The organism is uncultured Gilvimarinus sp., assembly GCF_963975215.1.
Taxonomy (GTDB): domain Bacteria; phylum Pseudomonadota; class Gammaproteobacteria; order Pseudomonadales; family Cellvibrionaceae; genus Gilvimarinus.
In genome coordinates this window covers 84,968-104,965 of record NZ_CAXBFW010000006.1, presented here as the reverse complement: position 1 = coordinate 104,965, position 19,998 = coordinate 84,968, and the positions used below count along the sequence as shown (strand labels likewise).

Here is a 19,998-nt window from a genome sequence, read left to right as displayed (position 1 = left end):
TAAAGCGCGGCCTGACACTTTTTAGACTGTCTTGTTGTAAGCGGCAAAAATAAAAGAATATCAGTCGGTTAGGGCGCCGTGCGGCGGTTTGCTCTGGTTTACTGGAGGGCAATAAAAAGTGTATAATACCGCGCTTATTTTCTATTGGCGCAAAGGTTGGATAGCTATGTTGCGAATCGCTGAAGAGGCACTTACGTTTGACGATGTTTTGCTGGTGCCCGGTTACTCCGAGGTTACCCCTAAGGATGTGTCGTTAAAAACACGCCTAACCCGCAGCATTGCGCTGAATATCCCGCTGATCTCGTCGGCAATGGATACCGTTACCGAAGCTCGCCTGGCTATTGCCATCGCCCAGGAAGGCGGTATAGGCATCATCCACAAAAGCATGTCGATTGAAAAGCAGGCACAGCAAGTGCGTGCGGTTAAAAAATACGAAGCCGGTGTGGTGAAAGACCCTATCACCATTGAGGCCAGCTCGACCATTAACGAGCTGCTGCAATTAACGCAGGCGCACAATATTTCGGGTGTGCCAGTACTGGAAGATGGAAACCTGGTGGGTATCGTAACCCGCCGCGATGTCCGCTTTGAGGCAAACCTCGATGCCACGGTAGCCAGTATCATGACGCCCAAAGCCAAGCTGGTGACGGCCCTTGAGGGGACCTCGGCGGCGGATATTCGCGTGTTGCTGCACAAACACCGTATAGAGAAAGTGCTTATCGTCAACGATAAGTTCGAGCTGTGCGGTATGATTACCGTTAAAGACATCAATAAAGCAGAACAGTACCCCAGTGCCAGTAAAGATCCCGAAGGGCGTTTGCGTGTTGGCGCGAGCGTAGGCACCAGCGCCGATACTGCCGTGCGGGTAAAAGCACTGGTCGACGCCGGGGTTGATGTGTTGGTGGTGGATACCGCTCACGGGCATTCAAAAAATGTGCTCGATGGCGTACGCGCTATCAAGCAGCAGTACCCAGACGTGCAAGTGATCGGCGGTAACATCGCGACCGCCGAAGCCGCCAAGGCTTTGGTCGAGGCGGGCGCCGATGCCGTTAAGGTTGGCATTGGCCCGGGCTCTATCTGTACCACTCGCATTGTCAGTGGTGTGGGTGTGCCACAAGTGTCGGCGATTGCGAATGTCGTGGCAGCGCTAAAAGATACCGATGTACCGGTTATTGCCGACGGTGGCGTACGCTTTAGCGGTGATTTGGCCAAGGCCATTGTCGCCGGCGCTCACTGCGTGATGATGGGCTCTATGTTTGCCGGCACCGAAGAGGCGCCGGGCGAAGTCGAATTGTTTCAGGGGCGTACCTATAAAGCCTACCGCGGCATGGGCTCGTTGGGTGCCATGGCGCAAACCCAGGGCTCGTCGGATCGCTACTTTCAGGATGCCAGTGCCGGTGCTGAAAAATTAGTGCCAGAGGGCATTGAAGGTCGCGTGCCTTATAAAGGCCCGCTGCATGTTATTGTCCATCAGATGATGGGCGGATTGCGCTCGGCGATGGGTTATACCGGTAGTCAGAATATTGATGAAATGCGCACCCGACCTAAGTTTGTGCGGGTAACGTCGGCGGGTATGGGCGAGAGCCACGTACACGATGTGCAGATCACCAAAGAGGCGCCCAACTATCCTATTAGTGGCCGCTAATCTGATCTAACAACAGCCTCAAACCCCTGCCACGGTGTGCGGGGGTTTTTCATTTTTACCAACCTCTAACTGTTTGCGGAAACCCTATGACTCAGGATATTCACGCTCAGCGTATTCTTATTCTCGATTTTGGCTCTCAATATACCCAGTTGATAGCTCGCCGTGTGCGTGAGGTGGGGGTTTACTCCATTATCCGCGCCTACGACATGAGCGAAGAAGAAATTCGCGAGTTTGACCCCAGCGGTATTATCTTGGCCGGTGGCCCGGAGTCGGTTACCGTGGCTAACTCGCCCCGGGCGCCAGAGGTAGTCTTTACCTTAGGCGTGCCGGTGTTGGGTATTTGCTACGGGATGCAAACCATGGCCGAGCAGTTAGGTGGCTCGGTGCAGGGCTCGGCGATTCAGGAGTTTGGTTACGCGCAGGTTAAAATTGATAGCAACGGCCCCTTGATAGACGACATCAAAGACCACGTAGATGCCGACGGCAATGCCTTGCTTGATGTATGGATGAGCCACGGCGATAAAGTGATCTCGCTGCCCGAGGGCTTTAAAGTGATGGCCTCGACCCCGTCTTGCCCCATTGCCGGCATGTACTGCGACGAAAAAGACTTTTACGGTTTGCAGTTTCACCCAGAGGTGACCCACACCCTGCAAGGCAAACGAATCTTTGAGCACTTTGTGTTAAAGCTTTGCGGCTGCGACGCACTGTGGACACCCGCCAATATCGTCGACGATGCTTTGGTTAAGATTCGCGACCAAGTGGGTACCGATAAAGTACTGCTGGGTTTGTCCGGTGGGGTGGACTCATCGGTGGTGGCGGCTTTGCTGCACAAAGCGATTGGCGATCAATTAACCTGTGTGTTTGTCGATAACGGCCTGCTGCGCAAAGCCGAAGGCGATCAGGTGATGGACATGTTTGCGAAAAACATGGGCGTTAAAGTGATTCGCGCCGACCGCGAAGAGTTATTTTTAACGCGCTTAGGCGGCGAAAATGACCCTGAGAAAAAACGCAAAATTATCGGCAACACCTTTATCGAGGTGTTTGATGAAGAGGCCACCAAAATCCGCGATGTTAAGTGGTTGGCCCAGGGCACCATCTACCCCGATGTAATCGAGTCGGCCGCCGCCAAAACCGGTAAAGCCCACGTTATTAAATCGCACCACAATGTGGGCGGTTTGCCCGATGATATGGCGCTGGAGCTGGTCGAGCCACTGCGCGAGCTGTTTAAAGATGAAGTGCGGGCCATCGGCTTAGAGCTGGGCTTGCCTTACGACATGGTGTATCGCCACCCATTCCCGGGACCGGGCCTTGGGGTGCGTATTTTGGGGGAAGTGAAAAAAGAGTACGCCGATATTTTGCGCGAAGCCGATGCGATTTTTATTCAAGAGCTGCACAATGCCGATTGGTACCACAAAACCAGCCAGGCGTTTGCGGTATTCCTACCGGTTAAATCCGTGGGCGTGGTTGGCGATGGCCGCCGCTACGAGTGGGTAATTGCCCTGCGCGCGGTAGAAACCATCGACTTTATGACGGCCCGCTGGGCGCACTTGCCCTACGAGCTGCTGGAGAAAGTCTCCAACCGCATCATCAACGAGATCTCGGGTGTCTCCCGGGTAACCTACGATGTATCGAGCAAGCCGCCGGCAACTATTGAGTGGGAATAACGCGCACCTGCGCGTTATTCTTTTATTCGCCTCGCTGCTACTTTTTAGTGGCTGCGGGGCATTGTTGTCAGGCGATGTTGAAACCGACTTAAAGGCTTTAAAGCAGGGTAACTATACCCTCGACCCGCATCACACCACCGTTCTCTTCAAAGTTTCTCACCTGGGTGTTTCCCAGTTTGTGGGGCGCTTTAACCATGCTAGCGCCGAGCTTGATTACCAACCTGAAGACCCGGCGGCGAGTCAAATTCGCGCCAGTGTCGATATGCGTTCGCTGGATGTAAACCGGCCGGATTTTGCCGATACCTTAAAAAGCTGCGACTGGTTGTGCGCCGAACGTTACCCCGAGGCCCGGTTCGAGTCAAAGGGCCGTGCCCGGCAAAGCGATAACCGTCTTATCTTTCGGGGTGACTTGTTGTTTCGTGGCGCAACGCGGCCGGCCGAGCTCTACGTCACAATCAATGGCGCCACAACCAATCGTTTAACCGGTGACTACCTAATAGGTTTTGAGGCCGAGCTTAGTTTTAAACGCTCTGACTTTGGTTTGGATAAGTATATTCCCGCCGTGGTAGATCAGGTAGCGATTGAGGTGTACGCCGAATTTATTCGGCGCTGATAAAATTTTCGCTTTACTCGAGTACGGTAATATCCACAGTTCTAGTGTCTTCATTAGGTGAGTTATAGGGCCGCGTGATTATCTTCAAATTAAGTGAACTGTCTCAGCAGCTCCCGGCTCTATCATCCACATCTTCAAGTCGTCATACCCGGCCACGACCGGGTATCCAGTGAACGGAACTGCCAAGCGTGGAAACACGCGATGACGGCAAACCGCGCTCTTTAATCGATTCTCGCCCGGAGTTGAGGCAGTCGGGATTTTAATGTGTGGGTGTCCCGGAATTTTCGTGTGGCTTGGTTACTTACGTAGTGGTTTGCTGCCATTCGATGGCATTGGTGAATACTGTTTTGTGGCGGACTAAGCTACATCGTCATACCGGCCTTGAGACGGTATCCAGTGGCTATGTTGGCTGTGAAGTGCTTTGGTGCCATATGATTACATTGGTTGACTACTGCCTTGTGTGCCCTCAGTCGCCGGGCGGGCGAGTGACTTTTCTGTTTGGCCAGAAAAGTCACCAAAAGAGGCCACCCCGGCATCTCAGCCCTAACGGGTTCCCTCGCTCCAGCCGATTTTAGCGGGCCGCCTCGACACGCCTTCCTTGGCGTGGCGATGCTTGCGCAAACGTCCTGTTTGCTTACCCTCTAAAATAGGCCTCCACTCGGCTAGCTGCAGGGGATTTGAAACCGGCACTCCGTAGCTGGCTTGAGTTGATAGTTGCGTTTACCGCTTTGGCATAATATTCTACGGTAAATATAAGCGCCAAGCGCACTTTCCCTGGACACGGAACTGTCAGAAATGCCGATTTTTTCCGTTTCAATCAGATGCTTTCTGCCTTCTCTTAAATCAATCTCTACCGGAGATAGGTTGCCATTAACTGCGTGTTCAAGCGTAATTTGACACCATTAAAAGTACGCCAAAATTAGAAAAGGGTATGTTTTACAAGGGGTTAAAATATTTTTCTGGAATATGTCTGGGAATGATAGGTTGCCGGGCGCATTTTTCAACTCGCACACTAAAAAGCTGTTATACATTCAATGACCAATGAGATGACAATGAAAAATATTCACCTCCGAAAATATCTTAATAAAGAAGGTGTCGCAGATATTTTGCGAGAGCTTAAAGATACTGATGTGAAATTCGAGATCTATGATACCTGCTACCCGTCACCTAGCGACCCTGGAGCATATATTTGCTATGCTCACTACGATATCGCGAGTGATTCTTTTAGCATGACTTTAGGAAATCATGGGTGGTCAGGGGGGATCTACAAAATAAAAAGTGAGGTGGTGCTTGAGCAGTTACATCATCTTGCTATAACTCAGAATGATTTTGAACTTAATATCGAAAATGCGGTTTTCTTCGCTCATTACGAAAACGAATCTGCTGAGAATAATGTAAAAATGAACTCCAAATTATTAGAGATTCATCGGGGTAAAAATGCATAACAATCAGCAGCAAGGGACCCCGCTACGTTCCGGCAACTTGTGGTTCGCTGCACTCACTTTACCGCAAGTCGCTTCCGCTACACGGGGCCCCGGTGCTGGGCGTTAATCTACAAGGAGTTTCGATGAAAATCGTAAAGCGTCTTCTAAAGGAAGGTAAAAACAAAAAGGATGTTTTTGAACAAGCTACCGAAGAAGGCTTAAACCCGAAAAGGGTGTCAAAATATTTGGCAATGTACCCAGATATTGAAGAATCTGAAAAATACAGTGGGGCCAACAATATACTTATCGGCATCTATTCGATAATGGTTCTACTGAGTGTGTTGGGAGCTTCATCAAGGATTTCAGAGCTCCCTCAAGCGGCGATATATGGAGTGGTGGCTTTTGCCTTATTGATTCCAGCTGCGGTTATCTGCTGTATTTATAAAAAGCGAGCTATAGGGTATCTCATACTTTGCTTCTTCTTGCTCAAGGGTATTCTAGACACCCTCAAAGAGTATGAGGCAGATCCAGTAGGAGTCCTTGTGGGTGTCGCAATTAGTGCAAGTCTGTTAATTTACGTAGTAGTACTCAAATACAAAATTTTCCCTCATCAGAACTTCTTTAATACAAAGAAAAATAATGAAGGCAGCGCCATATTCACCAAAGATTTAGAAAATCAAGCAAGCGGGACACCGCAAAGCGGCACCCTTTCTTGAAGCGTTATGAATACAAGGGGGATTTAGGTCATGAGCAAGAATCAGAAGGTCGCTTTCTGGTCGATGTACATCGGATTTTGCTTCGTAGCTACCGCAGTGATCTATCCACAAGAAGCATTCAAAAATCTGGAGCTTGGTGGGGCGTCGCTACTCGCCATTTTGTACTTGAGCGTGGCATTGCTTATTCGTTGGTATGTCAAATCAAATCCAAGAGTTATCGAAAGGTGGTTTCAATGACAAATCAAATTCATAGCCAAGCCATTAAATACCGAATTATGGGGACAGTTTACTGATCTCCACTTCAAGTGCCATTCAGTAAACTTGTATCTTGGTTTGCGAAAGGCAAGCAGAAAGGCAAGTACAGGCAAGGCTCAGGTCTTTGACTTTTGGTTACAGTTTCCTCGATTGGTGCCGGTAACCAGCTACGAAGAACCGTTTTTAGATCCCCTGCAGCCAGCCGAGCGTAGGCCTATTTTAGTGGGTAAGCAAAAAGGACGTTTGCGCAAGCATCGCCACGCCATGGAGAAGGTGAATGCCGGAGGCAGAGAGACCGGCCTGGGCCGCGGCCTGTCAATGCGGCCCTCTAAAATCGGCTGAAGCGAGGGAACCCGCAGGGCTGAGATGCCGGGGTGGCCTCTTTTGGTTTCTTTTCTGGCCAAACAGAAAAGAGACTCGCCCGCCCGGCGACACGGGCATATAAGACGCCCGCGCGATTAGCGCTGTGACGATGGTTGCTTTGGTGCAGGTTTTGGCGATAAAGCCATCCGCCCCGAGGATGCTCGAAGGTAAACACAACCGCTACAGTAGCGCCTAGCAGCGTATTACGCGATGCCAGGCGGATTTAGCTTTAGCGCATCAGAAATGATGTGGCGAGCTACCCATAAACGCCGCTTAATTATTTAAGCTGATGTCATCCGGGCTAATGGTAATGGCCCGTTGTTTATACAGCGCGCCAAGTGCTTTTTTATAGGCGCCTTTGCTGACGCCAAACTGTTTTACGATTTCTGCCGGGTCGGCTCTGTCGTTTAGCGGCGAGCGGCCACCGGCTTGTTTTAGGTGATCGAGGATTTTTTGTTGTAAGCGGTCACGGCCTTTATCGCCAAGCGGTTGCAACGACAGATCAATTTTTCCGTCAGAACGAACCCCTTTAATGTAGCCGTCGGTTTGCTGCCCATAGCGCAGCGGCTTAAAGGCATCGTCACGAAACACCAGCCCCAAATAGCGCTGATTAATAACGGCTTTAAATCCCATATCGCTTTTGCCGCAAATCAATAACTCGACTTTGTCGCCCACGCTTAGCTGGCGGCCGTCTTCCTCTAGGTGCCTGCTTAGGCGAGAGGAGCCCACGATACGCTGGGAGTAGGGGTCTAAATAAAGTGTCACAACATAGGACTGGCCGATCTCGAAGCGTTTGTGTTGCTCTTTAAACGGCACGAGCAAATGCTTAGGCAGCCCCCAGTCTAAAAACGCTCCGGCATCATTGACGTCGACCACTTTGAGCAGCGCTGTCTCACCGACCTGAGTAAACGGCTTAATAGTGGTGGCGACGGGAATGTCGTTTGAGTCGAGGTATAAAAAGACGTTTACCTCGCTGCCGATGGTCATTTCATCGGTGAGGTATCGTTTGGGGAGCAGTATGGTGTCCAGCTCACCGGCATCAAGATATGCGCCAAAATCTACCAGTTTAACGATGGGGAGGGTCGCGTAGCGGCCAATATGCGCCATAACAAATCGCCTTTAAGCAAAAAAAGCGATTGTAACGTGTCTATCAAAATAAAGCAGGCAGAGCTTGCTGGGCTCTGCCTTGCGGATGTGGCGATTAAAAGTTCATCCGCGCGCCAGCGGCAATGGAGTTGCCCTCATCGCTCAGTGAGGTATCGAGCGTAGCGGCAAGGGTGGGGCTAAACCAGTAGTTGGCGCCTAAGTTAAGGGCGGTGGTGTCGTTGAAGGCGGTGTGGTGGGCAATTTCGGCCTTACCTTCAATATTGTTGTAGACAATCCCCCGTAAACCCGCGGCGGCGATGAGCCCGGTATCGCTGTCGCCATGATCGGGCGAGGTATGCTCGAGGCTAAGAGAGCCGTATAAGTCAAAACTGGGGCTAAACGCGGTGCGATAACCGGCCCCGGCCGATAGGGTGGTAGAGCCGCAGCCCTTGTTGCCACTAAGGTCGGTCACCGACCCCACACCGAACCAGTTGCCATCAATATCCAGATTGCCGTAAGCACGCAGACCGTCCTGGTTGCAATCGTAGTCGTCTAAATCCTGCTCGACGTACTGCAAGCCGACGTGGTTATAGCTGATGTAAGTGTCTTTTAGTGCGGCGCCACGGTCGGCGTTGGCAACACCTGCCATCGAAAAGGCCACAGCGGCGAGTGTAAGTTGAGTGGTGTTAAGTGGTAAGGCCATTTTTTTCTACTCCTGATAATGTCTATCGCGATAAAAGAATTAGAGCTGGCAGGTGTAAAGCAATAGCGCGGCCAAGTGCTAATAAGAGGCAAATTTACGTGGGGTGAGTCACAAAAATCGAGGTTTTCGCTTAAGGTTGATTAACAAGTGATCATTGTAACCTTTTGATTTTGTAGCTTTTACAAGTATGTTTGTCAATTGTTTGTGGGCCGTATGGGCCTTTAGGGAGACGGGTTTAAATATCATACTATTGAGTTTGGTAAGTTGGTGGTGTTATGGTTGGTCGGGCCAATATTCATATTGGTAAGGTTGATGTTTGACCTGTTTTGGGCAAACAGCCTTAAGGTGCGCGGAGCGCGAAGACATAATTAATAATAAAAGGAACGAGAGATGAAAACTGGCTATCTATTATCGGCGGCCGTGTTATTGGGCGTGCTCGCCGGTTGTGGCAGCGACAGCGACGACGATGATCCCATCGTTATTAATATTCCCGGTGATACCGGCTCTGGGCAAACTCCCGAACCCGAACCCGAACCCGAACCCGAACCCGAACCCGAACCGGAAGTGCCGGTAGGTGGGCCTTTTGTGTGCCCGGAAACCGGTTTGTATTTTTGTGATGATTTTGCCAGCGGTGAGTTGGCTAACTGGGATGTATTGGCCAGCCCGGATAACACCAGTGGTGCAACCGGTACGTTTGATATTTTGGACGATAACGGCAATAACATACTGCGCTATACGGCCGCTACCGCCGGCCCGAATAAAGTCGATGGCGAACTATTGCTGGTCACCCCTGAGGCGTTTGCCGATGTGCCAGGCGCCGATTACTTTGTCGAGGCGCGCATTCGCCCGCGGCAAAACAGCAATACCGCCAGCAAGTTTTTGTACCTGATGGCGCGCTATCAAAGCCCGGGTAATTGGCACGCCGGTGGTTTAAATGTGCAAAATTCCTCTAGCAGCACCAAGGTAGAGGTTGCCAGAAGTGTCGATGGCGCTATCTCACGCCCCGTGCAAGCGAGCAAACCTATTTTGCTCGGCGAGGCGGGCGAGACCGATGGCGTGTGGTACACGGTGCGCTTTGAGATGATTGGCGAGAGTTTATCGGTTTACCTAAACGGTGAGCAGCTTGGCACAACACAAGATGCCGACTACGCCGACAAGGGGCTAATAGGGCTTTATACCTACAACCGCTCGTTTGAGATTGACGATATTAAAGTGGGTGACCCGGCCGTTAAGCCCGTGCAGTTAACCCTTGATTATGCCGATCCAAGCTGGGAGGTTGAAGCCGGTAATGCGCCGTTGGTGGTAACGGTAGCGGCACTGCAAAATGACGGTACCACAGCGGATACTTTTAGTGTTGAGAGCTCCGACCCGGCGGTTGTCGCCGTCGCAGTGGATGGTACTCAGGTATCGCTAACGCCTTTGGCAAAAGGCGATGCTACGGTCACCTTTACCAGCGGCTCAGACCCGAGCATTACGCGCCGTATCGATGTGGCGGTTGCCGAAGGCTTCACCATGCCGAACACTGAGTACGGTGATTTGAGTGGTCAGCTATACCCAGCCAGTGGCGCGACGGAGGTTCATATCGATGACGCGCTGGCCATTACCTTTGATGCTGTACCTACATTGGGTGATATTGGCTCGGTACGTATTTTTCGCGCAAGCGACAATGCGTTAGTCGATGTTATCAACCTGGGTACGGAAGTCGATAGCCTTGGTTATGCCGGACAAGACCGCGTGCGCAGTGTGTACTACTCGCCGTTTACCGTGGAGGGCAATACATTGCACATAAAACCCCACAATGGCTTGCTGGAGTACGGCACTGATTATTACGTTGCCATCGGTGATGGTGTGGTGACAGGTACAGAGTTAAACGGCGTTGCGTTTACCGGTTTAGGTGATAACGCCAACTGGAGCTTTAGCACGCAAGCGGCGGCGCCTACCGGCAGTGAGGTTACGGTTGATGACGATGGTGCCGCGGACTTTCGCACGGTACAAGGGGCGTTAAATTATATGATGTCCAGTGTGGCAAAAGACGATGCGGCAACCGTTACCATCAGCGAGGGTGACTACCACGAGATGCTGTTTTTACGCGGTAAAAACAACGTAACCTTAAGTGGCGCGGGCGCCGACAAAGTGGTTATTCATTACGATAACTACGAGTCTCTCAACGGCGGTTCTGGCTCAAGCGCGCCGCCGGGGCCAGGTACTCCGGCCGGTGGACGCAGTGTGTTTTTGGTCGAGGGTGTCGATAACCTGGTGTTAGATGGCATTACTCTTAAAAATGATCATGTTCGTGTGGATAACGCCTCGAACCAGGCCGAGACGATTTACTTTAACAGCAGCTATCGCCTGATTGCTAAAAACTCCTCGTTTATCAGTGAGCAAGATACGTTGCTGCTTAAAGGCTACACTTGGTTTTACAACACTTTGGTCGCCGGTAATGTCGATTTTATTTGGGGTTACAGTGTGGCATCGCTGTTTGAAAACAGTGAAATTCGCTCGCTGGGCGATTCCAAAGGCTCCAGTGATGGGTATATTTTGCAGGCTCGTACCGAAAACATCACCGACCCGGGTTTTGTCTTTTTAAACTCGCGGCTAACCCGTGGTGCAGGGCCTACTGGCAACGTGATAGCCGATGGCACAAGTTATTTGGCGCGCAGCGGCGGCAAAGCCGAAAACTACGATAACGTCACGTTTGTAAATTGCCAAATGGATGCTCATATCGCCGATATCGGTTGGGCCGGTGAGGGCGTAAACAGCCAGCCGGCACCAAACCCGGAGCTGGCGAATGCGCAATCGGGTTGGAAGGAGTTTGGCAGTACCGACTTAAATGGCAATCCACTGGATTTATCAGCGCGACAGTCGGGCTATGTTTTATCGAGCGGTGAAGCGGCAGCTTATTTAGATCGGGCGTCGGTATTTGCCGGTTACAATGGCGGGGCCGGTTGGAACCCGGAGCCCTAGGCCGAGCGATACCATAAAAATGCCGGCACTCGCCGGCATTTTTTTGTTCAGTAATGTTGTGTTACGTCGCCAGTTGGCTAATCACTTGCCACTCGCGGCTTGTGACTGGCTGTATCGATAAGCGCCCCTGCTTGCGCAACATCATGTTGTCGAGCTCTTGGATATGTTTTATTTGCTCGAGGGTGATGATGTGCGCGAATTTTTGCCTAAGGGTTAGATCAACGCAAAACCAGCGAGGGGCGTCCGGCTCGGCTTTGGGATCAAAGTAGGGGCTTTGAGGGTCAAATTGTTGCGGGTCGGGATAGGCGCCGCCCGTTACTTCGGCGGTACCGGCAATGCCAATAGCTTTGCAGCGGCTGTGATAGAAAAACACCAGGTCGCCAACCTTTACCTGATCGCGTAAAAAGTTACGTGCCTGAAAATTGCGTACGCCATCCCAGCGGGCTGTTTGTCCGCTCTCCTGTGCCAGGTCGTCTATGCTAAAACAATCCGGCTCTGACTTAAACAGCCAATACTGGGGCATTATTGGTCTCCGCTTAAACGCTCCGGTTGCGTTTTACTCGTCGGTTTCAAACGCCTGCAAACGCTCGGCAACCGCCTGATCAACCAGCTCTAAACTGATGCGTCGGGCGTTGACATCAACCGCTGATATTTTTACGGCTATGGTCTCGTCCAGAGTGTAGTTTTTGGTCTCGGTTGTTAGCTGTAAGCGGCGGCTGTCAAATTTAGGTCGCGGCTTGCCTTTTTCCGATAGCTGCACAAAGCCATCGCAGCCGATGTCATCTAGCCGGACATTAATGCCGTTAGGGCTGACGCCGGTAACGCTGCCGAAGTGGACAGTGCCCACTTGCTGCTCGGATAAGTATTGGCACAACAGCCAGTGCTCCAGTTGCCGGCTGGCCTGGCGGCCCCGAATCAGAATTTGCTGTTGTTGTTCGGCCAGCTCCCCAGGGGCGACCGGTGGCTTGTTCTCGTTCAGTATTGCCTTGAGGGCGTAGTGGTTAAATAAATCCTGATAGCGGCGAATCGGCGATGTGACCGTTGCGTAGGCGTCAAAACCCAGACCAAAGTGGCTTTGGTGCTCGGCGCTTAAGCTGCCGGCTTGTTGCAACCGCTGTAATAAAGAGAGCAATACATTGAGCTCGGGGTTTTGCGGTGCATTGCTGCGCAAGTGCTTAAACAGTGCCTGAAAATTCGCAAGCTTTGCCAGGTCAGACTCGGCAAGCTCGGGCAGGTGTTCGGCGGTCAGTTGTTTTGCATCTTCGAGGCGCTCGGGCCTGAACCCAATATGCCCTGAGTAGAGCCCGGTGTTGGGGTTGTCTTTAAACAGGCGGCCGGCGCAGATGTTAGTGGCCAACATGGCTTCTTCGACGATTTTTTGTGCGCTGTTGCGATGGCGCTTTTCAATGCGGTCAATTTTCTTTTGATCGTTCAGCCAGTACTGATAATCGGCGCGATCTTCCATAACCAGTGCGTGCTCGCGGCGATAATTTAAGCGGGCGCTGGCGCATTCTTGCAGTGCCGCCAGGCTATTGCGCACGGCCTCCGGGAGGTTGGCATAGCTGTCATCGCCCTCGGCCTTGCCCTCGAGTAAATCGCTCACGGCCTGATAGTTAAGCTTGTGGTGCGATTTAATTAACGCTTGTTGAAAACGGTAGTCGGTTATTTTGCCGCTGCTATCAATGCTCAGCGTACACACAAGCGCTGGCCGGATCTCGTCGGGAATCAACGAGAAGGTATCGTGGGATAGCTCGGTAGGCAGCATGGTGATCGGGTAGCCCAGTAAATACAGCGTGCTACCGCGGGTGCGGGCGGTTTGGTCCAGCGGCGAATCATACTGAATAAACGCACTTGGATCGGCGATGGCCGTGGTGAGTTTCCAGCCTTCGCCGTTGCGCTCGGCGTGCACGGCGTCGTCCATGTCCCGGGTAAACTCGGAGTCGATGGTTACCAGAGGCAGCTCGGTTAAATCAACGCGGTCGCTATCGCTGAGGCTCGCGATGTTGATATTTTGGCTCTGCTCCTGTGCCGCGTCGCTCCACTCGCTGGGCAGATCGAATTTAGCGGCAATGTAGCGGCCCTCAATGCCAATTTCGTCGGGCCGGCCAATGCGATTAATGACCCGTATCTGTGCTTTGCCGTCGTGCTTAAACGGGTGTCGTACCAGCTCGCAGGCGACCAGATCACCCTCGGCGCAGTTGGTGCGCTCTTGCGGTGGGATAAATAGCCAGCGGTTAAACGGCGGTAAATCGGGCTCGACAAAATGCGCCGGCCCTTTGCGCACATAGCGGCCGACAAATCGTTTGAGCGGCGTATCCAGCAAGCTCTCTAGGGTTGCCTCCAACTGTTTTTTGTTGTTTTCAGTCAGGCTGACTTTAACCCGGTCGCCCGGTAGTACGCGCAACATCTGATCGGGATTTAAAAAGGCGTCACGACCGTCGTCCAGCCGGACAAAACCAAACCGTTTGGCTGTGGGGCGGACGAGCCCCTCGGCGTAGATTTTGTCGGCGACGATGGATGACTTTAACTGCGAAAGCTGAGAAATAGCGTCTTTACTGAGCATGTATAACAACTTGTTCTGGGCATGAGAATAGGGCGCATGATAACAGGAATTATCTGATTGCGCTGGCTGCGCTTGGCAGTTAGATATTTTAAGCCGCTAGCGCTTTAACTCTGTCAAGTTGGTGTATTATTACTTTTATGGATGTACTTAATCAGTTGATATTACTTGGTGCTGTTCTGTTTTTGATCAGTATCCTGGCCAGCGCACTCTCTCCGCGAGTAGGGATGCCGCTGTTATTGGTGTTTTTGCTGGTCGGCATGCTGGGCGGTGAAGATGGTATTGGCAAAATCACCTACGATGACGTGCAGTCAGCGCTGTTTTTGGGGACTATTGCCCTGGCGGTTATTTTGTTCGATGGCGGTTTGCGCACCGATATCACCAACTTTAGGGTAGGGCTGCGGCCAGCTTTGGTGTTAGCGTCGTTTGGTGTTGTGGTGACGGCCGCTGTTTGCGGCGCGTTTGCCGCCTGGATGCTGGATTTGTCCTGGGTCGAAGGTATGCTGATTGGCGCTATTGTCGGCTCCACAGATGCCGCTGCGGTCTTCTCGGTGCTGAATATGCAAGGCCTGGCGCTGAAGGCCAGGGTGGGGGCGACCCTGGAGATTGAGTCGGGTCTGAATGATCCGATGGCCATCTTTTTAACCATCACGGTGGTTGAGTTTATTCGGCTGGGCGAAACTGGCTTTCACGCTTCGATGTTGCTGGCCTTTGTCTGGCAGATGGGCGTTGGCGCGGCCGTGGGGCTTGCCGGCGGGCGTGTGTTGGCGTGGGGTGTTACCAAGCTGGCGCTGAGTCCAGGGCTGTATCCGTTACTGGCTTTGTTTGGCGGTATCTCGATTTTTGGTGTGGCCGCGGTGTTACACTCAAGTGGCTTTTTAGCGGTGTATCTGGCCGGCCTGATGGTCGGCAACCGGGTATCCCGTGGCCTGTACAACATCCAGCGCTTTCACGATGGCATCGCCTGGCTTGCCCAAATCAGCCTGTTTTTGATGTTGGGGCTGCTGGTCACCCCCAGCGAGTTGGTAACCTATGCCTCTAGTGCGCTGCTGGTCGGGTTGTTTTTGATCTTTATCGCCCGTCCGCTGGCGGTAACGCTTTCACTTTTGCCCTTTCAGTTTTCCTGGCGCGAGACGTTATTTATATCCTGGGTTGGCCTGCGCGGCGCCGTGCCGATTGTGCTGGCGATGTTTCCGTGGCTCGCCGGGCTCGAGAGCTGGCCGTTCTTTTTTAATATCGCCTTTTTTATTGTACTGATCTCGCTGGTGTTGCAAGGCTGGACGGTCGCCCCGTTGGCGCGTTGGTTAAAGCTGGATGTACCCACTAGCTCGGCCCGGGTGCAGCGGGTTGAGCTGGGCGTGCCGGGGCAGGCAGGCTTTGAGTTTGTGGGTTATAAGCTGTCGCAGGATTCACCGTCGTTAAAAATGGATTCAAATAACTTGCCGCTCCCGGACCAAACCCAGTTACTGTGCATCATGCGCGACGAAGAGCCGGTTCCGCTGCAAAAGGTGCCGACTTTGTTGGCGGGAGATCATGTGTATTTGCTGGCCCGCCCCGACGCCCTGAAAGCGCTGGATAAAGTCTTGGTGGGCGAGCTCGAGCCCGACCGGCTTAATGCACAGGCATTTTTTGGCGAGTTTGTGTTTACCGCAAGGGCGAAGCTGGCCGATTTAGGGATGCTGTATAACTTTGCTGTGCCCGAGGACATGGCCAACTGGAGTATTGGGCGCTACATTTATAAAAAGTACAAACAGCCGGTGGTGGGTGACCGGGTACGCCTGGGCAATGTCGAATTTATTGTGCTGGAAATGCAGGAGGCCAAGGTTGTAAAAGTCAGCCTAAAACTGCATCGCTAGCGCGCTCTGGGCCTCGGGCTAGTTAAAGTTTCGGCCATCTCTGCCGATAATAAAATAATCAGGTGGCACCGTTTTGTGCCGCCAAGGTCTTGAGAGGGACGCCTTATGTTTGCCTGGTTCAATAATATGAGCTTTCGCTGGAAGCTTACCTTACCCCTGCTGCTATTGGCTGCGCTTTTTTTGTACTCGAGCCTGTACTCGGTGCACTCGGCAAACCAGCTGTCATCTCATGCCAACACCATCGCCAAAACTAACCTACAAGAGCTGCAATTGCTGTTGCAGGCCGACCGTGATCTTTATCAGGCTTTAACGGCCGAGCGCACCATGTTTATCAGTGGTGTGAGTGGTGCGAGCACAGCGGCGCTACAGGCGGAGTTTGAAGAGAACGCGGCCCAGGCTAAATCGCGTTTTCTGAAATCATTGGAGATATCCAATACCAGCACTCAGGCAGAGCACGATGAGTTTTTACGGCTGTACGATACCTGGTATCAGTATAGCCGCAACCTCATCCAGCAGGCGAGCCTGGGCGACCCCATGGCGATCGATGCCGCCGAGCAGGCAGGCTTTGAACAAAGCTATAGCTACTTTGAGGCCGTACGCACACATTTAGATGTTGTCGGTGAGCGGCGCTTAACCCATGTGGATGAATTTACCCGACAAATCGAAGCCGATGCGACCTTCATATCCGGGACGCTAATTATTATTGCCGTTATTTGTCTGATCGTTGCTGTTGCTGCGGTACTGTTTTTACCCATGATGGTTATCCGCCCGCTTAAAGCTATCGGGGCACGAATCCATAATATTGCTGAGGGGGATGGCGATTTAACCATTCGCCTCGATGCCAGCAGCCGCGACGAGCTGGGTGAATTGGCCGGTCATGTAAACCGCTTTATGGATAAGCTGCAGGCGCTGATCGGTCAGATTCGCAGTAATACCGAAGAGGTGGCGGTATCGGCCAATTTGTTGCTTGAGGTTTCCAGCAGTAGTCAAAAAGCGGCCGATGAGCAGTGTCACGCCATTACCATGGTGGTCACGGCGGTTAACGAGTTAACAATGGCCATTCAAGAGGTGGCGCAAAACACCAATGAAACCGCCGAAAGTGCCAAAAATGCCAGCAATGTCACCGAGATCGGCCAGGGCCGTATCCGTACCGCGGTCAGCCGGGTCGAGGAACTGTCGGCCCGCATTAACGAGACCGCAACGGTAATGGGCAAGCTGGAGAACGAAGCCAAAAATGTGACCTCGGTGATTGATGTGATTCGCGGTGTGGCCGAACAAACAAACCTGCTGGCCCTAAACGCGGCGATTGAGGCTGCCAGGGCTGGCGATCAGGGCCGGGGCTTTGCCGTGGTGGCCGATGAAGTGCGGACCCTAGCGAGCCGCACACAGGAGTCCACCGAAGATATTCAGCAAATGTTAGCGCAGTTGCAAACCGGGGTTCAGGGGGCTGTGCAGGCGATGGCGCACGCCAATGAGATGACTGGCGAGGCGGTCGAGTCGGCCAACGATGGCGGTGAGTCGCTGGCTAGCATTAGCGAAGCGGTGGGCGCTATTACCAATATGGCGATTCAAATTGCCACGGCGGCTGAAGAGCAGAGCTCGGTAACGGCCGAAATTGATAAGAATTTAGTGGAAATTAATGAGCTGGCGATGAATACTTCAGGCGGCGCCAGCAAAACGGCAGAGGCCAGTGCCGAGCTCAGCACTCTGTCTGACAACTTGCGCCAGCTGGTAGGAAACTTTAAGGTTTAGCAGGCTGTTGAAAACCCCGTAGGGCGTGGTCTGAAGCGCACATCTGCCGCGCCTTGTCTCTAGTAAAGGGAGCCACCCTGTTCGTCGAGACAATGCACAGCAGCTGCACGCTTCAGACCACGCTGAGCATGCAAGGGGTTTTACAACAGCCTGCTATCCTCAACCCCAAGCGCAGGAGTTAATGTGACGGTTCACGGTGAGAGTATTATTTTGATTGGTATGCCAGGTGTGGGTAAAAGCACGGTCGGTGTGCTGCTGGCTAAAGAGTTGGCGCGAGAGTTTGTCGATACCGATTTGCTGATCCAGACTCACGCCGGTAAAACCCTGCAGGATATTGTTTACGACGTAGATTACAGCCACCTACGCGAGCTTGAAGAGGCCACAGTACTCTCGCTCGAGTGCGATCGCCATGTGATCGCCACTGGTGGTAGTGTGGTGTATAGCGAGGCGGCGATGGGGCTGCTTAAGTCACTTGGTCAGGTGATCTTTCTTGACCTGGATCTGGCCGGCGTCGAGGCGCGGGTCGATAACTTTTCGACCCGCGGAATCGCCAGCCCAACGGCCCATGGTCTGAGTGATATTTACGCCGAGCGTTTACCTCTGTACCAGCGCCACGCTGACATCACCATTGATTGTCGGGGTAAAACACCGGCACAGATTGTCAGTGAAGTTATTTATGAAGAGGGCGGTCAGTACGCCGATAAAGACGCCTGAGACAGCGGGTTGGGCCAGGCGTCGGCTAGCCGGCGTCTTTTAGCGCTTTCAATTTACTTTGGGTAAGCTCTAAAAATCGGCTGGTGGGGCCGGTGTCTTCGTAGATCTCGTCACCCATCTCATCGTGCGCGACCACATTGGTGCCTTTTACATAAGGCATAGACTCTTCTAACTCGTACAGTGCTGCGCTTAATAAATCGCCAATCAGTTGCTCGATGCTGCGCTTGGGGTACATCTGCTGCAGAGCCTCCAGCTTGGCGGCATCCTCCAGAGGCAAAGCTACGTGATAGGCGGAGCGGGTCATTTCGCCGCTGGCAGTTTTTTCCCAATGGCCTAGTAATTCGCTGGGCTTCATATCCGTTACCTCTTCCGTTGCCGATCGGTCAATAGCAGGTGCGATCTGGTTGCGCCTGCGCTTGTTAGCCGTGCGCAGTAACCGCTTGAGTCGCCGCAAGTGCGCAGGGCTTACTACTAATATAGCCACAATGGGTATATGAAACAATGGCTTATGCCTCAAGATCGGCCCTGCCTTGTGATTGTGTTGGCAGCGGTGTATCGTATCGCCTTTTTTCTGCACAATATTTATTCGAATTTGCTTACTGAGGCAGACCGCTCATAGGCGTTAATGGTTCGCTTGGCGAGAACGGTAAGGCAACAATGACGGCGGTACAGGACGGCACTAAGTCGTACCAAGGCGATTAAAAGCGCCAGATGACCGCTCAGGCCTGATAGGTCGACTAATTTATACTGAGGAGTGATTGTAAATGAAGGTCATATTATTGGGGGCACCGGGTGCAGGTAAAGGCACTCAGGCAAAAATGATCATGGATAAGTTCGGGATTCCGCAAATCTCTACCGGCGATATGTTGCGCGCGGCGGTTAAAGCGGGCACACCTCTGGGCTTACAGGCCAAAGATATTATGGCCGCCGGCGGCTTGGTGCCGGATGATCTTATTATCGCTTTGGTTAAAGAGCGTATTACCGCCGATGACTGCGAAAAAGGCTTTTTGTTTGATGGTTTTCCTCGCACTATCCCACAGGCCGAGGCGCTGCTTGATGCCGGCATCAATATCGATCATGTCATTGAAATTGACGTTGCCGATGAAGAAATTGTCGCCCGTCTTAGCGGTCGTCGGGTACATGAAGCCTCTGGCCGGGTTTATCATGTCGAGCACAACCCGCCTAAAAATCCCGGTTTGGATGATGAAACCTCGGAAACTCTTGTGCAGCGTGAAGACGACAAAGAAGAAACCGTGCGCAAGCGCTTGTCTGTCTACCACGAGCAAACCAAACCGCTGGTCGAATTTTATAAAGCTTTAGAGGCTAAAGGCGGTGACGTCCCACGCTTTACCCGGGTAGCGGGCGTTGGCAGTGTTGACAGTATCCGCAGCCAGTTGTTTTCAGTGCTGGCCGATTAATTAAGCGGCTTTGTCCTGCAGGCAACACCTAAAAAGGTCCTTCGGGGCCTTTTTTATTGTCTGAACTTTCTAATCGTGGGTTATTTTGAGGTATGCGCGCGACGCTAACGGTCTTTAAAAGTCGTTTAATCTTAGGTTCGGCAGTGGATGTTTAACCGGCCTAATGGGTTTAAACCATTCTTTTACTCACTCGTTTTAGCGCGATGATTTGTTGCCAAAGACGTAACTCCAGGGGCGACAATGCTCTGGTAGCGAGGTTGGTAACGTG

16 protein-coding genes are annotated in these 19,998 nt (G+C 52.3%); 11 read left to right on the top strand and 5 right to left on the bottom strand.

The window, feature by feature from the left end:
• The first annotated feature begins 166 nt into the window (after positions 1–166).
• The 6 genes from guaB (at position 167) to AAC019_RS06410 (ending at position 6,352) form a co-directional block, all read left to right on the top strand.
• Positions 167–1,642 carry an IMP dehydrogenase gene (gene guaB, locus AAC019_RS06435; RefSeq protein ID WP_339897821.1) on the top strand — a complete coding sequence of 492 codons (1,476 nt, stop codon included), beginning with the start codon at positions 167–169 and terminating at the stop codon, positions 1,640–1,642.
• 86 nt (positions 1,643–1,728) lie between these two features.
• Positions 1,729–3,306: a glutamine-hydrolyzing GMP synthase gene (guaA, locus tag AAC019_RS06430; RefSeq protein WP_339897820.1), complete on the top strand. Its 1,578-nt coding sequence runs from the start codon at positions 1,729–1,731 to the stop codon at positions 3,304–3,306.
• Positions 3,293–3,919 carry a YceI family protein gene (locus tag AAC019_RS06425; RefSeq protein WP_339897819.1) on the top strand — a complete coding sequence of 209 codons (627 nt, stop codon included), beginning with the start codon at positions 3,293–3,295 and terminating at the stop codon, positions 3,917–3,919. Before guaA ends, AAC019_RS06425 begins: the two co-directional genes overlap by 14 nt.
• 1,052 nt (positions 3,920–4,971) lie before the next feature.
• On the top strand, positions 4,972–5,364 hold the full coding sequence (locus AAC019_RS06420) for a hypothetical protein (protein ID WP_339897818.1): 393 nt from the start codon (positions 4,972–4,974) through the stop codon (positions 5,362–5,364).
• 122 nt (positions 5,365–5,486) lie between these two features.
• Positions 5,487–6,059, top strand: coding sequence for a hypothetical protein (locus AAC019_RS06415; RefSeq protein WP_339897817.1), 573 nt, complete (start codon positions 5,487–5,489; stop codon positions 6,057–6,059).
• Positions 6,056–6,352 (top strand): hypothetical protein, encoded by a 297-nt coding sequence (locus tag AAC019_RS06410; RefSeq protein WP_339897816.1) that lies wholly within the window; start codon positions 6,056–6,058, stop codon positions 6,350–6,352. Before AAC019_RS06415 ends, AAC019_RS06410 begins: the two co-directional genes overlap by 4 nt.
• 598 nt (positions 6,353–6,950) lie before the next feature.
• Here AAC019_RS06410 and AAC019_RS06405 read toward each other — a convergent pair.
• Entirely contained in the window at positions 6,951–7,784 is an 834-nt protein-coding gene (locus AAC019_RS06405; protein ID WP_339897815.1) for a S1-like domain-containing RNA-binding protein, read from the bottom strand.
• 94 nt (positions 7,785–7,878) lie between these two features.
• Positions 7,879–8,466 (bottom strand): outer membrane beta-barrel protein, encoded by a 588-nt coding sequence (locus AAC019_RS06400; RefSeq protein WP_339897814.1) that lies wholly within the window; start codon positions 8,464–8,466, stop codon positions 7,879–7,881.
• 390 nt (positions 8,467–8,856) lie between these two features.
• Here AAC019_RS06400 and AAC019_RS06395 point away from each other — a divergent pair, with 390 nt between their 5' ends.
• The gene (locus AAC019_RS06395) at positions 8,857–11,430 is read left to right on the top strand and encodes a pectinesterase family protein (protein ID WP_339897813.1); all 2,574 of its coding nucleotides are present in this window, start codon (positions 8,857–8,859) and stop codon (positions 11,428–11,430) included.
• Positions 11,431–11,491: 61 nt separating this feature from the next.
• Here AAC019_RS06395 and AAC019_RS06390 read toward each other — a convergent pair whose 3' ends face one another.
• Together AAC019_RS06390 and AAC019_RS06385 are read right to left on the bottom strand one after the other, a co-directional pair.
• Positions 11,492–11,953: an EVE domain-containing protein gene (locus AAC019_RS06390; protein ID WP_339897812.1), complete on the bottom strand. Its 462-nt coding sequence runs from the start codon at positions 11,951–11,953 to the stop codon at positions 11,492–11,494.
• A 33-nt stretch (positions 11,954–11,986) separates the two neighbouring features.
• Positions 11,987–13,993, bottom strand: a complete 2,007-nt coding sequence (locus AAC019_RS06385) for a VacB/RNase II family 3'-5' exoribonuclease (RefSeq protein WP_339897811.1) — start codon at positions 13,991–13,993, stop codon at positions 11,987–11,989.
• A gap of 137 nt (positions 13,994–14,130) precedes the next feature.
• Between AAC019_RS06385 and AAC019_RS06380 the strand changes: the two genes are divergently transcribed.
• The 3 genes from AAC019_RS06380 to AAC019_RS06370 all read left to right on the top strand — a co-directional run bounded on the left by AAC019_RS06380 (position 14,131) and on the right by AAC019_RS06370 (position 18,312).
• A complete protein-coding gene (locus AAC019_RS06380) occupies positions 14,131–15,846 on the top strand; it encodes a potassium/proton antiporter (protein WP_339897810.1) in 1,716 nt (571 codons plus the stop codon).
• Between the two features lie 105 nt (positions 15,847–15,951).
• A complete protein-coding gene (locus AAC019_RS06375) occupies positions 15,952–17,598 on the top strand; it encodes a methyl-accepting chemotaxis protein (RefSeq protein ID WP_339897809.1) in 1,647 nt (548 codons plus the stop codon).
• A 183-nt stretch (positions 17,599–17,781) separates the two neighbouring features.
• Complete coding sequence (locus tag AAC019_RS06370) at positions 17,782–18,312, top strand: shikimate kinase (protein WP_339897808.1); 531 nt, start codon at positions 17,782–17,784, stop codon at positions 18,310–18,312.
• A 25-nt stretch (positions 18,313–18,337) separates the two neighbouring features.
• Here the strand turns inward: AAC019_RS06370 and AAC019_RS06365 are convergent, their stop codons facing one another.
• Positions 18,338–18,667, bottom strand: a complete 330-nt coding sequence (locus AAC019_RS06365) for a type 1 pili tip component (protein WP_339897807.1) — start codon at positions 18,665–18,667, stop codon at positions 18,338–18,340.
• 409 nt (positions 18,668–19,076) lie between these two features.
• Between AAC019_RS06365 and adk the strand changes: the two genes are divergently transcribed.
• On the top strand, positions 19,077–19,730 hold the full coding sequence (adk, locus tag AAC019_RS06360) for an adenylate kinase (RefSeq protein WP_339897806.1): 654 nt from the start codon (positions 19,077–19,079) through the stop codon (positions 19,728–19,730).
• Positions 19,731–19,998: the final 268 nt, after the last annotated feature.